Genomic DNA, 18,152 nt, shown 5'->3' on the forward strand with positions numbered 1-18,152 from the left:
ACTCTGCTATCATTTCGTTTAATTTTATCTATTCACTTATCACCAATGCGTAACAAAGGTTTTATCCTGGTATTGACGGTAATTGTATCGGCGTTGTGCCTTTACTATTTATCGTTCTCGCTGGTCTCTAAAGGCGTTGAGAAAGACGCTACTGCTTTTGCCACCACGGCTAATGGCAAGCTAGACCACTACAAAAGACAATCGTACCTTGACTCGGTGTGGAAAGCTCCGGTGTTCAACTTCCTGGGAGCCGAGTACACCTACCAGCAGGTAAAGGAAAGCGAACTGGGCCTTGGCCTTGACTTGAAAGGTGGGATGCACGTAACGCTGGAGGTTTCTCCGGTGGAAATCATCCGTGCCATGGCCGGCGGTCGTAAAGACGCCGCGTTTGAGCAGGCGATTGCCCGTGCCCAGAAACTGCAGGCCACAAGCCAGCAGAGCTTTGTAAACCTGTTCTACAACTCTTACCGCGAGATTCAGCCAAACGCGAAACTGGCTTCTATCTTCGCTAACAGCACTACCCGTAACCTGAGCTACAACTCTACCGACAAGGAAGTATTAGCGGTCATCAACAAAGAAGTGGATGACGCGGTAGCCCGTTCTTTCAACATCCTTCGTACCCGTATCGATAAGTTCGGGGTGAACCAGCCAAACATCCAGCACCTGAAAGGTACCAACCGTATCCAGATCGAGTTGCCCGGCGTGGATAACCCAGAGCGTGTGCGTAAACTCTTACAAGGAACTGCTAACCTGGAGTTCTGGGAAGTATGGAGCATTCAGGACTATGGTCCTTATTTCACCCAACTGAATGACTACCTGGTAAAACAAGAGGCTGCAAACAAACTGAAAGGCAACACTGCCGGTGCTGCTTCTTTGGCTTCTGCCGCTGATACTTCTGCCAATGCCTTAACCGGAGCCGCTGCCAAAGACACTTCTGCCTTAGCTGCCCAGTTAAGCAAACCAGCCGATAGCGCTGCTGCCAAGAAAGACTCCATCAACCCGAACCAAAGCTCACTTCTGGCTCGTCTGTTCACTACTCTGCCTAACGGTTTAGGTACCAACGTACGTGACACTGCCAAAGTAAACGCCTTGTTTGCCAAGCAGGAAGTAAGAGCCTTGTTCCCACAAAACCTGAAGTTCTTATGGGGTGTGAAGCCAATCGTTTCTAACGATGGTGCTGAGTTCCTGGAACTGTACGCTGTGAAAAAAGGCCGCGAAGGAAAAGCTCCTTTGACCGGTGAGTACATTGCAGATGCCCGTCAGGACTACGATCAGCAAGGTCGCCCGGAGATCAATATGAGCATGAACGCCGCTGGTTCTAAGAAATGGCAGCGCTTGACCGGTGACAACATAGGGAAACAAGTGGCCATTGTACTGGATAACTATGTGTACTCTGCCCCTGTGGTACAAGGCGAGATTGCCGGCGGTAACTCTTCTATCTCTGGTTCTTTCACCATTGAAGAAGCCCAAGACTTAGCCAACATCCTGAAAGCCGGTAAAATGCCTGCTCCTACCCGTATTGTGGAAGAAGCCATTGTAGGTCCGTCTTTGGGTCAGGAAGCCATCAACCAAGGCTTGCTTTCTGCTCTGGCCGGTATGGGCCTGGTGGTTCTGTTCATGTTTGCGTACTATAGCAAAGGTGGTCTGATTGCCAACATCGCCCTATTGTTCAACATCTTCTTCATCATTGGTATTCTGGCGCAGTTTGGTACTGCCTTGACCTTGCCGGGTATTGCCGGTATGGTATTGACCATGGGTATGTCTGTGGATGCGAACGTACTGATCTTTGAGCGTATCAAGGAAGAGTTGCACGGCGGCCTGAGCATGGGCGAAGCCATCAAGAAAGGCTACAGCAAAGCGTTTAGCTCTATCTTTGACTCTAACGTGACTACGTTATTGGCCGGTATCATCCTGTACTTCTTCGGTTCAGGTCCGGTAAAAGGATTCGCCATCACGTTGATGATTGGTATTGCTACCTCTTTCTTCACTGCGGTTTACATCTCTCGTTTACTGATTGAGTGGATGACCAAAGGCAAAGAAACCGCCAACCTCTCTCTGGAGACTCCGCTTTCCAGAAACTGGTTCAAGAACATCAAGTTTGACATCCTGGGTAACCGCAAGAAAGCCTACATTTTCTCGGCTGCCTTCATTCTGTTCGGTATTGTGGCGGTGTTCATCAAAGGTGAACTGCCGTTGGGCGTGGACTTCAAAGGTGGTCGTTCTTACGTGGTAGACTTCAACAGCGCGGTTCCTGCCTCAGAAGTAAGATCTGCGTTGGATGACGAATTCAAAGGTGCGGGTACTGAGGTGAAAACCTATGGCGCCAGCAACCGTCTGAAAGTCACCACCAGTTACATCGCTGAGGACGAGTCTACCCAAGCGGATGAGGCTGTAAGAACTGCTCTGGTACAGGGTCTTAAAGAATACCAGACGCAGAACCCAAGAATTGTAAGTTCTTCTAAGGTTGGGGCTACCATGGCCGATGACATCCAGAAGACAGCCATGATTGCGGTGTTGCTTGCCTTCGCTGGTATCTTCCTTTACCTGGCCTTCCGTTTCAGCCGCTGGCAGTTCAGCTTGGGTGGGGTAATCGCTTTGATCCACGACGTGTTGATCGTGTTCTCCGCCTTTACCATCGCCAACCTGTTTGGGGTTTCCTTCGAGATGGACCAGGTATTCATCGCTTCTATCCTGACCATCATTGGTTACTCCATCAACGATACCGTGGTTGTGTTTGACCGTATCCGGGAATTTACCCAGGAGAACCCACGCATGAAGTTCCGTGACATTGTGAACCCAGCCTTGAACAGCACGTTCAGCCGTACCATCATCACCAACTTAACGGTATTGCTGGTGGTGATCATCCTGTTCATCTTCGGTGGCGAGACCCTGAGAGGCTTCTCCTTCGCGATGCTGGTTGGTTCTTTGACCGGTACTTACTCTACGTTGTTCATTGCCGCTCCTATTGTGGTGGACACCACCAATGTGGACAAAGAGAAACTAGTGGCTGTGAAGCCAGTTGTGACCGCAGGCTAATCCTGCAGTCAGCATAAAAGGAAGCAATAAAAAAGGCCGGGCAATTACCCGGCCTTTTTTATTGCTTCCTTTTATGGCTGACTTAACCCCAGGAGTAAAATCTTCTGGAACTGCTTTACCTGTCCTTTTCCAAAAGGAGGCTTGAAATGGCAAACCACCACAAACCTGTTTCTGAGCCAACCATGTTTTAGGCCTCCTTTTAGAAAAGGAAACCAAAAGGCCAGAAATGTATCTGGCTTTTTCAATTTCAATTCACTTCTGGACTATCCGGGAAACTACTCCTGAAATGCTTTAGCCCTGTTTTCCTAAAACCGGGGCTAAAACATTAGCTCAGAGTCTGGAAACCTGAAGGCTTTTGCTGTTTACAACGGGGCCGGTTCATTCACCAACGTACCTTCCAGTTGCTTGATGCGCCTGGGCACACCCACAATCCAGACAAGGTCACCTTCCTCAAAAACAAGCTCAGAATCTGGGTTAAGAATGCGCTGGCCTTTCCTTTCGATACCCACAATCAAGCCTTTCGTCTTATCCCGGACCCCGGAGTTACGGATGGATTTGTGCAACAAGGCGGAGTCTGATTTCACCTGCAGTTTCTGCAACCTCACCTCTTCCTTCTGCCCTTCAACTTCATCTGGTAACAGGACTTTGTTCTGGATAAACTGCCTAAACGCCTCCATCTGCTCATCAGACCCAAAAACGTACAGCTTGTCTTTGGGGAACAGCAGTTCGTTGCGCGTAGGTGCCAGAATGGTGCGATCGCCGCGTTCAATGACAGCCACATTTATCCCATATTTCTCCCTGATCTGTAGATCGAGCAAACTTTGCCCTACCACAGCAGACTCAGGCATGACGTCAAAACTGGTAAGGTGAACATCCCAGGGCGTAAGGGTGTGGTGCATTTTGGCTGCCTCCTGGATTTCCCGGGCATTTAGGTTTCGCACAAACCGGTTCTCAATCCGGATATAGAATCGCTGGATTCTCTTGGAGAAAACCACCATGAGCGCAGTGATCAACAATCCGCCAAAAACCGCTAATTGCACCGAGAAGAATTGGTTAAGCAGAAACCCAATGAAAAGGATTGCCACCGCAATGCGGCCAAACTCAAGCACAATGATCAGGCTTCGGTAATTGCGGTTGGCCCAAATACGCCCTTGCGCCTCTTTCTGCGGATGGTGCACAGCCAAGGCCCACAGAAACGGAGCCATGAAGATGAGGGTGATCACCGTAGTGGCGATGTTGCCCAAGGTTCCTTCCACCACATGCTGGGTAATAAGGGGATTGAGGTAACGGCCCGAAAGCAGCACAATGCTGATGATGATCACCGAGAACACCACCAAATTGATGCCGTAGGATTGGAGCACCAGTTTCCAGTCACTGGTGGTGGAGATGGTCTGGGTGCCGGAACTGTACTGGTTCAATGATTTACGCCACTTCTCCGGCAGAACCCGGTCAACCGTTCTGTACAGCGGTTCGGCTAGTTTAATCATGTAGGGAGTGGTAAACGTGGTGATCGCGGATACCGCCACCGCCACTGGATACAGGAAATCGCTGGTTACTTTAAGCGTCACGCCCAGGGTAGCGATGATAAACGAGAACTCCCCGATCTGCGACACACTCATCCCCGACTGAATAGAGGTTTTCAAGCCTTGCCCGGAGATCAGTCCGCCTGCGGAGATACTCAAGAATTTACCCACCAACGTGACAATGGTAATGACCGCGATAGGGCCGGCGTAATTAACGATAGTAGCAGGGTCAATCAGGATTCCGACGGAAACAAAGAAAATGGCCCCAAAAAGGTCTTTTACTGAGGAAATAAGGTGCTCTATTTTTTCGGCTTTGGTGGTCTCCGCTAAGATAGATCCCATGATGAACGCGCCCAAAGCAGGAGAGAATCCGGCTTGGGCGGCCAGAATCACCATAAGAAAACAAAGCGCGAGGGAGACAATGAGCAAGGTCTCATCGTTCATAAGCTTGCTGGCTTTGCGCAGAAACGTGGGGATGAGGAAAATTCCGCCCAGGAACCAGAGCATCAGGAAGAAAGCCAGTTTAAGGACGGCGGCCAGCATCTCGGTACCGGCAAACTGTTGGCTTACGGCCAGGGTGGAAAGCAGCACCAAAAGCAAAATAGCCACCAGATCTTCCACAATCAAGACGCCAAACACCAGGCCCGCAAACCGCTGCGACTTCACGCCCAGTTCGTCAAAAGCCCTGATGATGATGGTAGTGGAGGAAATGGAGAGAATACCGCCCAGGAAGATGCTATCCATGGTAGACCAACCCAGAATCTTTCCGGCCAGGTAGCCCAGCAGCAGCATCACCACTACCTCTATTAGCGCCATTACGGAGGAGGCCCCTCCTACTTTCACCAGCTTCTTGAAGCTGAATTCCAGCCCCAGGCTGAAAAGAAGGAAAATAACTCCAATCTCGGCCCAAATAGTAATACTCTCGTTTTCCATGATGGTGGGAAACAGCGCCACGTGGGGGCCAACCAGCAGCCCCGCAATGATGTAGCCCAGCACCAAAGGTTGCTTCAGCTTTTTGAAGAGAAGCGTGGTAATGCCGGCGGCCCCAAGAATAAGGCCCAGGTCGGTTACCAAATGTGGTAGGTGTGTCATAAATTTTAACTTGTGATCGAAAGTAAACGCAAGGGTGAAACCGATAAAATCCAGCGGACCACCAAGGGTTCATGTCAAGGAAAAGGGTACGGGCTGTGTTTGCCAGCACCTAAAGCAAAACCATACAGAAGGTTAATTCCAGGTACTTAATTTCGCAACCGCAGAGAACACTGAAGTTCAACGAAGGAGTTAACAGAAAACCAGCGGCACAAAGTAGTCCAGCAGATTTGGGCCTGTTTTCAGTAAAATAGCCTTAAAACGAAGCTAACAACAACACGGCTTCAGGGTTGCCCTGGTTTGTCTTTTTACGCAAATTGGCTAAGGCTGGTAGATTCTCAGGCCGGAAACAGGAAGGCTGCCTACGGGGCATTGGGCTGCTGCGAAGATAGCAACAACCGCGAGTGGAAATCAGGGACAAAGGAAATGCCGCCGTGCGGGTCTGGGTCCAGGGTAGCTAAATGGCGGGAAGGAAGCTCAGGCTGCAATGGATGCAGCGCCAGCGGAAACTTGAGGACGGGCGAAGAGGAAGCCTTGGCATCTGGAAAAGCGTGTACGCCTTCCTGCTTTACAACCGCCTGTTCATTGTCTGCTGAACCTAGGTCCGTTTCAAGGGTGTTTTTGGCAGTAGGGCCGAAAAACAGAAACCGGTACACTTCCACCTCCTGACCCGGCAAGGTCACCGCCCAGAGCAACACCACCCACATAAGGGGGTATTTCAGATGATGTTTCGCTATTCTGAGGAGGTAATTCAGCATTATTACAAAATAAAAGCTAAATGCCTTAAATGGCAAATGTTCCTCTAAACTAGACTATAAACGCATTTTACTTATATTTAAAAGCTCCATACCACAGAAACCACCTCAAACCCCTCTTAATGCAGACAGTCGCTACTAAACATTTTACCTTTTCCTCAGAAGTAAAAAACGTTATCCTCATTCTCCTGGGCATTCTATCGGCCAGCATGGGCCTTAAGGGCTTTTTGCTTTCCAGCCACTTGATTGACGGAGGCGTGACCGGTATTTCCATGCTTCTGACCCACCTATTTGGGATACCGCTCTCTGTGTTGATTGTGGGGCTCAACCTGCCGTTTATCTTCATGGGCTACCGGTACGTAGGCCACCTTTTCGCTATTAAAAGTGCCCTGGCCATTGTGGGTCTTTCCCTGAGTCTGGTTTTTATCTCCTTTCCTGAATTCACCACAGATACCATGCTCACAGCCATTTTCGGGGGCGTGTTTATTGGCTTAGGGATAGGATTGGCCATGCGGGGCGGGTCTGTGCTGGACGGCACCGAGATTGCGGCTGTGATGGTGAGCAAAGTGTACCCGGTTTTAAAGGTAAGTGACGTGATCCTACTTCTAAACATCATCATCTTTATGACCGCTGCCCTCTTTTTGGGCACCGATGTGGCACTCTACTCCATTTTAACATACTTTTCCGCCTCTAAAATGATTGATTTCCTGCTGCACGGAATTGAGCAATATACGGGCGTGACCATCATCTCAGCGCTGAGTGAGGAAATACGGGTTTCCATTACTGAGAAACTGGGCCGAGGCGTTACTATTTACCAAGGGAAAAGAGGTTTCGGGAAGCGAGGCCACAATCTGGAGATTGACATCATCTTCACCGTGGTAACCCGGCTGGAGATTCCGGCTCTACGCCGGGAAGTGAAACTCATTGACCCAGACGCCTTCCTGATCCAGCAGAGCATTGATGACACCGATGGCGGCATGGTGAAAAGAAGGCCATTGCACTAAACTTATCCTGCCTGCCAGGTACTTTCCCATATTCAACTAAAATCCCGATCTCGTTTTAGGCTGGTTTCTGTAGAATCAGGCTTAAAACAAGATCGGGATTTTTTAATGGATCAGAAAAGGAAAGCAATAAAGGCTTTACGCGCTCTTTTCTATCGGCATGGGTTCCTGTTTCCCTACATTGTTTTTCAGGAACCACCAGTACATCGGGATACCGGTCAGCATCAGGATCATGCCTATTCCGGCCTCTCTGGGCCGAACCAGGATGGTATTGAAGAACAAAGCAGTACAGAAAAGCACCATGATGGCGGGCACCACCGGATAACCCCAAACTTTGTACGGACGTGGCGCATCGGGCATTTTACGCCTCAGGATGAACACGCCCAGGGTGGTGGCTCCGTAATAGATGAACACCGCGAAAATGATCATGTCGGTGAGTTGGTCAAAGGTACCCGAGAGCACCAGAACACAGGCCCACACGCACTGGAAAATCAGGGAATTGGCCGGTACCTGGGATTTATTCAGATCGGCGGCCTTCCGGAAGAAGAATCCCTCGCGGGCCATGGCAAAGTAGGTGCGGCAACTGGCCAGAATAGTGGCGTTGGTACAACCCAGGGTGGTAATGAGAATCAGGACCGAGATAAAGAACCCACCGGCTTCCCAGAAACTCTTCACCGCCTCAATAGCAGCAATCTGGTTTCCGGCGGCATACACCTGCTCCAGCACCGGAATGGGCAGCAAGGCCAGGTACGTCGCATTCACCAGCAGGTAAATGGCAATCACCGACAGCACCCCAATGAAAATACCGCGTGGAATGTTGCGCTTGGCATCTTTGATCTCGCCGCCCACAAACCCGATGGAGGCCCAGCCCTGGTACGCCCAGAACGCCGAAAGCATCGCCGCGAAGACTGCGCTGAACGTAACCGGCGTGTTGTTGGTGGTGCTCACATCAAAACTGCGGGTGATGTCTGCTTGTCCGCTGCTGAGCCCGAAGAAGATGATCATGAAAATTCCGGCGAACACCAGTATGAGAATGGCCGTGCTCAGCCCCGCCCCTGTTTTCACGCCCCGGCTGTTGATCCAGGTAAGAACGATAATGAGCAGGATGGCTACCAGCTTCACGTTAAAATCGGCGAACGGGTAAAACACGCCGCCCAGGCTGTAATCTGCCAAACCCGGTAAGACCGCCGGCAACGGCCCCACACTATTCAAGGACTGCGCGAAGACGTATGCCAGCGACGAAATACCCGCCGTCTGGATCACCGTGAAAAGCGACCAGCCGTAGATGAACGCGAAAAACCGATTGTAGATGCGCTTGTAATAGGCGTACTCGCCCCCGGTATCGGCTAAAAGCCCGGCGATCTCGGCGTTGCTGAGCGCCCCAAACAAGGTGATGATGCCTCCCAGAATCCAGCAGATGAGCACCCAACCCGGCGAGTGCAGTTCGGCTGCCATGGGTGCCACCTTCTTGTAAACCCCAGACCCAATGATGTTCCCGATCACCACCACTACCACCAGGCGAAGTCCCAGGGTCCGGTTCAACTGCTTTGAAGTATCCATAGTACTTGGAAAGTTTCTATAAAGAAACGAATAATCTCAGAAAGGTGGCCCATTTCTTCCATCCGTCACCTGCGTAGAAGGCCCCCACGGGAAAGCAGCGACGCGTATAACATCCGTTTTCAGGTTCTTTTCACCAAAACACTTCTAAAACGACAAGGGGTTTTGCCAATCCATTTATCCTTGTTTTTGACCTATTTAAAGAAAACGGACCTAAAAATAGGGTATTCCTAATTTGATTTTAGCAGCTTAAGGCTGGAGAAAAGACGCGTTTACGTGGTAAAGGAAAGGCTCTTTCTTTTCCTGAACAGGAGAAAACCTTACTGCTTCCCAAAGGGCCAGATAATATTTTAGGCATTAAGGTTTTACAGCTAAATATCCGTATTTTTGTAACCATGTTTTTTAACAGCGCCTCAAAGACGTCTCCCTTCCTTGCTTTCGCCCCGGCGACGTTGCTGTTTTTGCCTACCCGTTTTTCCCTCGGCAGGTTTTCTTTTTTTAATCAGTGTGGCTTCGGCCGAATAAACCCAGGGCACTCCCGATGATCGCTACGTTTCCAGGATCAAGTTTTGCCTTCAAACCAGCCAAAAATCAAAACCCTTTCTACTTTATATGAACAGATTTACCGGCCTGATTGGCATTGTTCTGATCTTAGGTATTGCATTCTTACTTTCAAATAACCGAAAAGCCATTAACGTGCGGCTGGTAGTGGTGGGCCTTGCTCTCCAACTTGGACTAGCGTTCTTTATCCTGAAGGTTCCTTTCGGGCAAATGATTTTCCAGAAACTGGGCCATTACATCACCCAAATCCTGAGCTTCTCTGACCGCGGCGCAGAATTCGTGTTCGGGGCGTTGGTGAACAAAGAGAAAATGGACCGGGCTTTCGGTGTGGGCAACGACGTGATTTTCTTCTTCAAGATTGTGCCTACCATCATCTTCGTGGCCGTTTTGGTGAGCATTGCCTATCACATTGGCCTCATGCAGCGCATTGTGTCTGTTGTGGCCCGCGGCGTACACAAACTGATGGGCGTAAGCGGTAGCGAGGCAGTTTCTAACGTTGCCAGCGTGTTCGTGGGTCAGGTAGAAGCCCAGATCATGATCAAGCCGTACCTGCCCACCATGACCAACTCAGAACTTTTGGCTTCTATGGCCGGAAGTATGGCCTGTATTGCAGGTGGCGTAATGGCCGTGTACATTGCCTTGGGCGTACCCGCCGAGTACCTGATTGCCGCCAGTATCATGGCTGCGCCGGGAGCGTTGGTGATCTCCAAAATCGTTTTCCCTGAGACCGAAGTTTCTGAAACGAAAGGAAAAGTGGGTATTGAAGTTAAGAAACAGGACGCCAACCTGGTAGATGCCATCTCACACGGTGCTTCTGACGGATTACGCGTTGGTTTGAACGTAGTGGCCATGCTGGTAGGCTTTATCGCCTTGATTGCCTTGGTAGACTACTTCTTAGGTTTCCTGGGAAGATCCCTAGCCGGAATGGGGATGTCTCTTGATGCCGTGGGTATTCCATTGGAGAACCTGAGCATGAAGAGCCTTCTGGGCAGCGTGTTCTCTCTTTTCGCACTAGCGATGGGGGTTCCTTCCCAGGATATGTTCACCGCTGGCTCATTGATGGGGACCAAAATCGTGATCAACGAGTTTGTGGCCTACCTTGACCTTGCCGCCATCAAAGCCAACCTGCACCCTAAGACCCTGCTGATTACCTCTTTCGCCCTATGCGGATTCGCCAACTTCAGCTCTATCGCTATTCAGGTGGGTGGTATCGGGCAGTTGGTGCCCGAGCGGAGAAAAGACCTGGCAGCTCTTGGCCTGAAAGCCTTGATCTGCGGTACGCTGGCGTCTTATATGTCTGCAGCTCTGGCCGGAATCCTGCTGTAATACACAAAGAAGATCCCCTCCTGAGAGGATTGGAATAGAAAAAGATTGCCCCTGCTTTTGGTCTGTTTTCCAGGAAACGAGCCTAAAGCAGGGGCAATTTGTTTTTGTTTGGATAGTCTACAAAGGTGAGATTTGTTACTGGTAGAAGGTCTACCCTTCTATCAGCAACAATCTACAGGGCGGGTTTCTCCATGATTCGGCGCAGCCACTTGAGCATGAGCACCAGCACCAATGCAGCAGAGACGGTTACCGCGAAGTTCACCCAGAAGAAGTACGATTTATCGTCATAGGTATCCCAGAGGCTGGCCAAAATCCCGGACAACTTGTTTCCGATGGAGGTAGCAATAAACCAGCCGCCCATCATAAGCGCCGTCAACCGGGGCGGACTAACTTTTGACACCAGGGACAAGCCCATCGGGCTAAGGCAAAGTTCTCCCAACGTCACCACGAAATAAGTACCTACCAGCCATAAACTGGAGACTTTATCCTGTCCGTTGTCACCGGCCCAAACGGCACCTACCATCACCAAGGTAGAAAGACCTGTGATGAAAAGGCCCAGAGCCATTTTTGCCGGGGTGCTCGGTTCTTTGCCTCTTCGGCGCAGAAACCCGAAGAAACCTACCACTAACGGGGTCAGGGCTATCACAAAAAACGGGTTGATGGACTGGAACAACTCGGTGGAGATCAAAGACAGAGAATTTCCTTGCTCTGGCCATTCTTCCTGGGGCAAGTTATTCAGATAAGGTGCGGGACCTTCCTTGGTGATTACTTTTCCTTCGGCGTCGGTGCGGGTCCGGAAGGCAGCGTCAAAGGCTGGCACGGTGGTGGGGGTGGCATCCACTTTCTGCACCATTCCTAGAGAAGCTGCTGGTTTTTCCAGCGTTTGGGGCAAGCTACGATCGGTATAGTATTCGGCCCAGGTGGTGAGCGCTGTTCCGTTTTGCTTGAACACACCCCAGAACACCACCACTACCGCAAAGATGGACAGAAGCGCGGCAATGGGCTTTTTATCCTCTACTGAGGCCTTGGCCCAAAGGCTCACGTAGAACAGAATAATGGGAATAGAGCCAAAGATGAACGCATCAGTTGAATCTGAGCCAAACACGTCGCCGGGAATCAGGACCCAACTTAGCACTCCCACTACCATGGCCGGCAAAATCACCAGCCCGAACACTTTCCAGAGCGGCATGTCATGCGGCTGCGCCGGTTTTCGGATGTCATAGTCGCGGTGGGTTTTATTTCCGGCCCAGAAGATGATGAGCCCGATGAACATGCCCACACCCGCCGCCAGGAACGCAAAGCCCCAGCCGTAGGTGTTTCGCAGATAGGCCGCCACGAAGTTGCAGATAAAGGCCCCCACATTGATACCCATGTAAAAGATGTTGTACCCGGTGTCTTTCTGAGGAAGGTACTGAGGCTCTGAGTATAGGTTACCCAGCAGCGTGGAGATGTTTGCTTTGAAGAACCCATTACCAATGACAATAAGCGCCAGCGACAGATAGAAGAACGTATCGCCGGGCATGGCCAATCCGCAATAACCCAGCCCCATCAGCACGCCGCCAATAGTGATGGAAAGACGGTAGCCTAATAATCTATCGGCTAAAAGGCCACCAATAAAAGGGGTTAAGAAGACTAATGCTATAAAGGTACCGTAGATATCTGAGCCTTGGTTTTTGGATAGTCCCATTCCGCCGCTCTGAGTATCGGTCATGTACAGGAAGAAGATACCTATCATGAGGTAATAGCCGAAACGTTCCCACATTTCCGCCAGGAAAAGGTAATAAAGGCCCTTCGGATGCTTTGAAGCTGATGTTGACATTCAGGTGTGTTTAAGTAATCAGCTTTGAAAATAGGCAAAAGAAACGGAAATATCTCTTTACCGGCATATAGAACGCCTCCTCTCTCCCTTATTTTGCTTACTAACGCTTAGTAGGAAAGCAGAACAGGAAAACCTTGACATGAAAAAAGGCCCTGATCTCTCAGGGCCTTTTTCATGATGGGAAAATAATACCTTACAGCACTACGCCTTCGGCTACCACTTCCTGTACTTCGGGTACCATCCGCTTCAGCAGGTTTTCGATGCCGGCTTTCAGGGTAACGGTAGCAGACGGACAGCCGCTGCAAGAACCCTGCAGGTTCACGGTCACCACGCCTTCTTTGTACGAGCGGAAAGTAATGTTACCGCCGTCTTGCTCTACCGCCGGACGCACATAGTTCTCCAGCAGGTCAATCACTTTCTGGGAGATTTCAGTATCCTCGGCAGAAAGATCAGCAGACACCTCAGCTGAGGCGGAAGCCGCGGTTGACGTCACCGGGTTCCCGATGAAGATAGGTCCGCCCGCCTCAATATATGATTTGATGAACGTTCTCAATTCTGGGATCAGCTGCGCCCAGGCAACTGGTGAGTTCTTGGTCACCGTCACGAAATTGCTCGCGATGAACACACGGGAAACATAGTCAAAATTGAACAGTTCCTGCGCAAAAGGAGACTCCACAGCGCTTTCCAGAGTTGGATAATCCACGCTGCCGCCTTCGCCCAACAAAGTGGAGTTCAGGACGAATTTCATTGACTCCGGGTTCGGGTTCGCTTCTGCGTACACAGAAACCTGTTTGATTGTATTATCAGTCATGGCTGTCTTCTTATTTATAGTAAAAACTTACGCTCAAGTATTTAAGTTTCCAAAATTAGCGAGAATTTCCGATACCTGTTACTTACTTCTTGGGTACCACCTTTTATCCGGTTAGAACCCGTTTTCAGGAAATGAGGGCAGAAACGCCCAGCCTTTTCTCCGGAAAACGTACCTTTACCTCTATCTTTTGCTTTCAAAACCCGTGTGCCTATGCCTTTTGCCACTGTTCTGCTGGCCTCTACCCCGCCAGATGTACCTGGTTTCCTGATCATTCCCTTTGCCTTGCTCATCGGCCTGATTGCCACCGGCCCCATTTTTTTCCCGCATTTCTGGCATACCCAGTTCAAGAAAATTTCGGTAGGACTGGGCCTGCTGGTCTTGGCGTATTACCTGTTTGTCTTGCATGACACGCACCTGCCCGCCGAAACTCTGGCCGAGTACGCTTCTTTCGCTATTCTACTCAGCTCTTTGTACATCGCCGCCGGCGGAATCTACATTAACGCCAACGCGAACGCCACTCCGCTGATCAACGTGGGTATTCTGCTGTTTGGGGCTATCATCGCCAACGTGATCGGTACAACGGGCGCCTCCCTCCTACTTATCAGGCCGTTCATCAGGCTCAATAACCACCGTATCAAGCCCTATCAGATTGTATTCTTCATTTTCATCGTGAGCAACGCTGGTGGCTTGTTGACCCCGCTAGGTGATCCGCCGCTGTTCATCGGGTTTCTGAAAGGAGTACCGTTTTTCTGGACATTGCAACACCTTCTCACCCCTTGGATGGTTGCCAATGCCTGCCTCTGTGCCATCTTCTTCATTCTGGATAGCAGAAACAAAGAGAGTTTCACCCCCAGACCCGCAGTGCAAGCCAAGATAGAAGCTACCACCGAGTTCTTCTTCACCGGAAAGCGTAATCTCCTTTGGCTGGCCGTCATCATTGGGGCTACGTTTTTGAACCCCAGTTCCTTTGACTGGTTGCCGTATATTCCGTTGGAAGGCGGCATCAAAGTCTCGTTTGTGCGGGAGATTGTCCAACTAGTGGCCGCGCTTCTGTGCTTTAAGTTTGCCAGCCGTACCGCCCTGAACGGAAACCATTTCTCCTTCGACCCTATTCTTGAAGTGGTGTTCCTATTCTTCGGAATTTTCTTTACCATGATGCCCGCACTTCAGCTTTCCGCTGAGTTGGCCTCTTCACCGGAGTTCGCTTCCAAACTGACGCCTTCGGTATTCTACTGGGTGGCAGGTTCTTTATCTGGGGTGTTGGACAACGCCCCTACCTACGCCAACTTCCTGTCGCTGGGCATGGCCAAATATCATCTCAACTACGCCGACACCTCCCAGGTATATGCCTTTGCCAATGGCCTGGGCCAAACCCCTGAAACCCTCCTTATCCTTGAAGCCATCTCTATCGGATCAGTGCTGTTCGGCGCCATGACCTACATCGGGAACGGCCCTAATTTCATGGTGAAAGCCATTGCCGAGCAAGCCGGAGTCAAGATGCCCCCCTTCTTCCAATACGTTTTCAAGTACTCCCTGGTATACCTCTTGCCGGTCTTGGCACTCATCTGGGTTCTAGAAATTTTGTAGGGAAATAAAACTAAAACCCGTTTCGGGACAGTTTTACAAGAAACTGCTCCGAAACGGGTTTTAGTTTAAGTAAGCCTTTCTGAAACACTTTATTTAGAGCTTGCGCCTCACGGCAGTTGCAAACTGCCGGTCATTTTAGGTCCAAGTCACAGACTTGAACCATGGTGAAAGGGGTAGCTATCCAATCGTTCACTAATTATCCTGCGCATTTCTTATTTCCAGCCTTTCGGGTGAGCGCCTAGGCAAGTTCCGGTGCCGCCAGGCATTGGGACTACAAGGAGCAAAGGAAGCTGGCACAGCGCGAACCCGGAAGACGGGGCCCCGCGGCCGTGAACGTTCGGAGAGAAGCAATGAAACGGAATAGCTCTTGAAAATTGAACAGTTGCAGCTACGCCAGCTAAAACAGATTGCGTCCACAAAAACTCTTTCCCAAAACATTTAGAGCCTGCTTTTCCCAAAACAGGCCCTAACCACCACTTACTATTCTACCCGATTCGTGCGTTGCCGCAACACAAAATCTGCCAAGACCAGCGCAGCCATCGCATCCACAATGGGAACGGCCCGCGGCAAAACACAGGGGTCATGGCGGCCTTTGCCTTGCAAGGTGATTTCCTGACCGCTCTGGTCAATAGTGGTTTGAGGCTGCAGAATGGTAGCAACCGGCTTGAATGCTACCTTGAAATAAATGTCCTGCCCGTTGGAAATGCCGCCCTGGATGCCGCCTGAGTGGTTCGTGCGGGTTTTCACCTGACCATCTTCATCGGTGTAGAAGACGTCGTTGTGCTGCGAGCCGTACATGCTTACGCCTTCAAAGCCGCTGCCGTACTCAAAGCCTTTCACCGCGTTGATGCTCAGCATGGCCTTGCCTAGCTCGGCGTGTAGTTTATCGAAAACGGGTTCGCCTAAGCCAGCCGGTACCCCGGTGATGACGCAAGACACCACACCGCCTACGGTATCCAGCTTATCGCGGGTTTCTTCAATGAGTTGGATCATGGATTGGGCAGTTTTGGGGTGCGGACAGCGCACGATGTTGCTGTCTACCCGGCTCAGGTCAAGTTGAGTGTAATCAGCGGGAGCATGAATGGGTCCAACCTGCGAAACGTAAGCGGTAATCTGGATGCCTTGCTGCGCCAGGAACTTCTGGGCCAGCACTCCGGCTGCCACCCGGGCAAGGGTTTCACGGGCCGAGCTTCGGCCTCCGCCACGGTGGTCGCGGGAGCCGTACTTGGCGGTATAGGTATAGTCTGCGTGCGAGGGGCGGAAGGCGTTCTCTATGTGCGAGTAATCGTGGCTTGCCTGGTCTTTGTTGAACACCGCCAACGCGATGGGTGTACCCTGCGTTTGCCCGTTGAAAATACCAGAGAGAATCTGAACCTGGTCCTTCTCATCACGGGGCGTGGTGATCTTGGACTGTCCCGGCCGGCGCCGGTCCAGCGCGGCCTGTATTTCTTCTATGGTAATGGGGAGCCCGGCAGGACAGCCATCCACGATCACGCCCACGGCCGTACCGTGCGATTCGCCAAAGGTGGTGATCCGAAAAATAGATCCGTAGGTGTTACTCATCTTCTCTTAAGTATGAAAATAAACAAAGCAACCGTCAGCAGAACCGCCAGTGCCACATTGGTGTACAGGCGCACCTCCTTGAATTGGTCTATGCTGATGAGCTCATTGCTTTCTGTGGCGGCAATATTGTAAAAATCGCCCACATCTTGGGCCCTTATAAAACTATTTAGGTCCTCCTGGCCCCGCACCCGCACGGTAAGCGAGGGCTGAAGGGTATCATATCGGGCTGTCACCGGGTTGAAAAACACCCACTGGAACAGATCGCGCAGCGGAAACTCACCGGCCTGCCGCCCAACTATAAAGTACCTGAAATCCTTACCTCCTGCTATCTGCCCTCGGGAAACCTCCTGACGCTGCCTGATCTCGGGGGAATAGATTTCCAGTTCGCTGGAGACGGCCAGGCGTTGGGGCGAGGGCAAGGTTCTGATATTTCCTTCTCCCTCAATGTTGAAGTGATAAACCAGGTTCTGGTTCAGGGTGATAGTCTTGCGGGACAACTGTTCCTCTAACCGGAAAACGCCCACCGCCACCTGGTCGCGGAGAGGGTGCGGGGGCAAGGCCTTTACCACCACCTCTTTGCTTTGGGTGGAGTAGGTTTTGTTTTCAGGCAAGCGGTTCTGGGTGAGCAGCGATGGATTTTTGGCCACTTTGTACTTGATCATCCGGAGGCTTACCACCGGAAAGCGCAATGCCTGTGAGGTGATAGGAAACAAAATGGTCTCGTGTAACTTATACCGGGTGAAGTCCTTTTCCCCTATCTTGATTTTCTCGGGCTGTATCTCTTCCTGCTGCACCACTTCCTCCAGGGCGCTCCGCTGTTTCAGTTGCCGTACAATGTTGCCAATTTGGCCTTCAAACTCAAAGAAATCCAGGAGCCCTAAATCTGCATCGGCCACGTAGAACCACAAGGAGATCGGCACAGCCTCCCCCACAAACACGCGGCCTTTGGGCACATGCAGCGTGAGGAAGGCATTTTCTTTCACATCCACAAACTCAGGGGCGGCTGGAGGAACCACGGCCGTAGCGGCGCTATCTTTTGTTCCAGGTACCGGCGGAAGCGAGGCACCCACTTTCACCTTTATTCCGGGTACGGGCACACTTTTCCCGTCTACCAGCAACGTGAAGGGCTTTACGGTCACCTCTCCTTCTTTCAAGGGGGCATATTGCTGGGTTAGCGTGTACACCATAGAGGTTTTGGTGCCTCGGGTAATGGTAGTGGTAAAGGACTTCTGGGTGCTTTTCTGCATTCCCTCAATCTCGGGGAAGCCTTCTACTTTGGTGGGGCGGGTGGCCGGCGACTTTAAAGAAATAGTGAAATACTGGTCAATGGGGATGACCGTGGCGCCATATTCTACGGTATGGTCCTGAGACGCGCCCAAGGCAGCCCATCCCATGCACCATAGAAAGAAGAAAAGCGCTTTTTTCATTTGTTTTAACTAAAACAGCCTTAAAACGGCCGTCATTTTCATTTCACAAAAGTACAAATTTCCGGCTAGCCTTGGTGTCCCATCCTTACCAAACCGA

The 18,152-nt window shown here is 50.9% G+C and carries 11 protein-coding genes; 4 read left to right on the forward strand and 7 right to left on the reverse strand.

All coding sequences use genetic code 11. The features are described 5' to 3' along the window. The first annotated feature begins 45 nt into the window (after nt 1–45). Nucleotides 46–3,036 carry a protein translocase subunit SecDF gene (gene secDF / locus EFB08_RS13415; protein WP_123127465.1) on the forward strand — a complete coding sequence of 997 codons (2,991 nt, stop codon included), beginning with the start codon at nt 46–48 and terminating at the stop codon, nt 3,034–3,036. A gap of 362 nt (nt 3,037–3,398) precedes the next feature. Here secDF and EFB08_RS13420 read toward each other — a convergent pair whose 3' ends face one another. Together EFB08_RS13420 and EFB08_RS13425 are read right to left on the reverse strand one after the other, a co-directional pair. Beyond that, the gene (locus EFB08_RS13420) at nt 3,399–5,651 is read right to left on the reverse strand and encodes a cation:proton antiporter (RefSeq protein ID WP_123127466.1); all 2,253 of its coding nucleotides are present in this window, start codon (nt 5,649–5,651) and stop codon (nt 3,399–3,401) included. 359 nt (nt 5,652–6,010) lie between these two features. Further along, nucleotides 6,011–6,406: a hypothetical protein gene (locus EFB08_RS13425; protein WP_125077740.1), complete on the reverse strand. Its 396-nt coding sequence runs from the start codon at nt 6,404–6,406 to the stop codon at nt 6,011–6,013. A 119-nt stretch (nt 6,407–6,525) separates the two neighbouring features. Here EFB08_RS13425 and EFB08_RS13430 point away from each other — a divergent pair, with 119 nt between their 5' ends. Beyond that, nucleotides 6,526–7,407, forward strand: a complete 882-nt coding sequence (locus EFB08_RS13430; protein WP_123127468.1) for a YitT family protein — start codon at nt 6,526–6,528, stop codon at nt 7,405–7,407. Nucleotides 7,408–7,542: 135 nt separating this feature from the next. Here the strand turns inward: EFB08_RS13430 and EFB08_RS13435 are convergent, their stop codons facing one another. Continuing rightward, the gene (locus EFB08_RS13435; protein ID WP_123127469.1) at nt 7,543–8,964 is read right to left on the reverse strand and encodes an APC family permease; all 1,422 of its coding nucleotides are present in this window, start codon (nt 8,962–8,964) and stop codon (nt 7,543–7,545) included. A gap of 609 nt (nt 8,965–9,573) precedes the next feature. Between EFB08_RS13435 and EFB08_RS13440 the strand changes: the two genes are divergently transcribed. Further along, entirely contained in the window at nt 9,574–10,848 is a 1,275-nt protein-coding gene (locus EFB08_RS13440) for a NupC/NupG family nucleoside CNT transporter (protein WP_123127470.1), read from the forward strand. Nucleotides 10,849–11,020: 172 nt separating this feature from the next. Here EFB08_RS13440 and EFB08_RS13445 read toward each other — a convergent pair whose 3' ends face one another. Further along, the gene (locus EFB08_RS13445) at nt 11,021–12,667 is read right to left on the reverse strand and encodes a peptide MFS transporter (protein WP_123127471.1); all 1,647 of its coding nucleotides are present in this window, start codon (nt 12,665–12,667) and stop codon (nt 11,021–11,023) included. Nucleotides 12,668–12,860: 193 nt separating this feature from the next. Further along, nucleotides 12,861–13,478, reverse strand: a complete 618-nt coding sequence (locus EFB08_RS13450) for a NifU family protein (RefSeq protein ID WP_123127472.1) — start codon at nt 13,476–13,478, stop codon at nt 12,861–12,863. Between the two features lie 210 nt (nt 13,479–13,688). On the opposite strand from EFB08_RS13450, the gene EFB08_RS13455 reads away from it, so the two are divergent. After that, complete coding sequence (locus tag EFB08_RS13455) at nt 13,689–15,065, forward strand: sodium:proton antiporter (RefSeq protein WP_123127473.1); 1,377 nt, start codon at nt 13,689–13,691, stop codon at nt 15,063–15,065. A 480-nt stretch (nt 15,066–15,545) separates the two neighbouring features. On the opposite strand, the gene aroC is transcribed toward EFB08_RS13455, so the two are convergent. Next, entirely contained in the window at nt 15,546–16,628 is a 1,083-nt protein-coding gene (gene aroC, locus EFB08_RS13460) for a chorismate synthase (protein ID WP_123127474.1), read from the reverse strand. Beyond that, nucleotides 16,625–18,055 carry a BatD family protein gene (locus EFB08_RS13465; protein ID WP_123127475.1) on the reverse strand — a complete coding sequence of 477 codons (1,431 nt, stop codon included), beginning with the start codon at nt 18,053–18,055 and terminating at the stop codon, nt 16,625–16,627. Before EFB08_RS13465 ends, aroC begins: the two co-directional genes overlap by 4 nt. Nucleotides 18,056–18,152 lie beyond the last annotated feature (97 nt).

Origin of the sequence: Rufibacter latericius, from assembly GCF_003721515.1 — a bacterium.
Lineage (GTDB): Bacteria > Bacteroidota > Bacteroidia > Cytophagales > Hymenobacteraceae > Nibribacter > Nibribacter latericius.

Bases quoted from the DNA above. Each gene is read 5' to 3' on its own strand.
- secDF (WP_123127465.1), top strand. From the start codon at position 46: ATGCGTAACAAAGGTTTTATCCTGGTATTGACGGTAATTGTATCGGCG.
- EFB08_RS13420 (WP_123127466.1), bottom strand. From the start codon at position 5,651: ATGACACACCTACCACATTTGGTAACCGACCTGGGCCTTATTCTTGGG.
- EFB08_RS13425 (WP_125077740.1), bottom strand. From the start codon at position 6,406: ATGCTGAATTACCTCCTCAGAATAGCGAAACATCATCTGAAATACCCC.
- EFB08_RS13430 (WP_123127468.1), top strand. From the start codon at position 6,526: ATGCAGACAGTCGCTACTAAACATTTTACCTTTTCCTCAGAAGTAAAA.
- EFB08_RS13435 (WP_123127469.1), bottom strand. From the start codon at position 8,964: ATGGATACTTCAAAGCAGTTGAACCGGACCCTGGGACTTCGCCTGGTG.
- EFB08_RS13440 (WP_123127470.1), top strand. From the start codon at position 9,574: ATGAACAGATTTACCGGCCTGATTGGCATTGTTCTGATCTTAGGTATT.
- EFB08_RS13445 (WP_123127471.1), bottom strand. From the start codon at position 12,667: ATGTCAACATCAGCTTCAAAGCATCCGAAGGGCCTTTATTACCTTTTC.
- EFB08_RS13450 (WP_123127472.1), bottom strand. From the start codon at position 13,478: ATGACTGATAATACAATCAAACAGGTTTCTGTGTACGCAGAAGCGAAC.
- EFB08_RS13455 (WP_123127473.1), top strand. From the start codon at position 13,689: ATGCCTTTTGCCACTGTTCTGCTGGCCTCTACCCCGCCAGATGTACCT.
- aroC (WP_123127474.1), bottom strand. From the start codon at position 16,628: ATGAGTAACACCTACGGATCTATTTTTCGGATCACCACCTTTGGCGAA.
- EFB08_RS13465 (WP_123127475.1), bottom strand. From the start codon at position 18,055: ATGAAAAAAGCGCTTTTCTTCTTTCTATGGTGCATGGGATGGGCTGCC.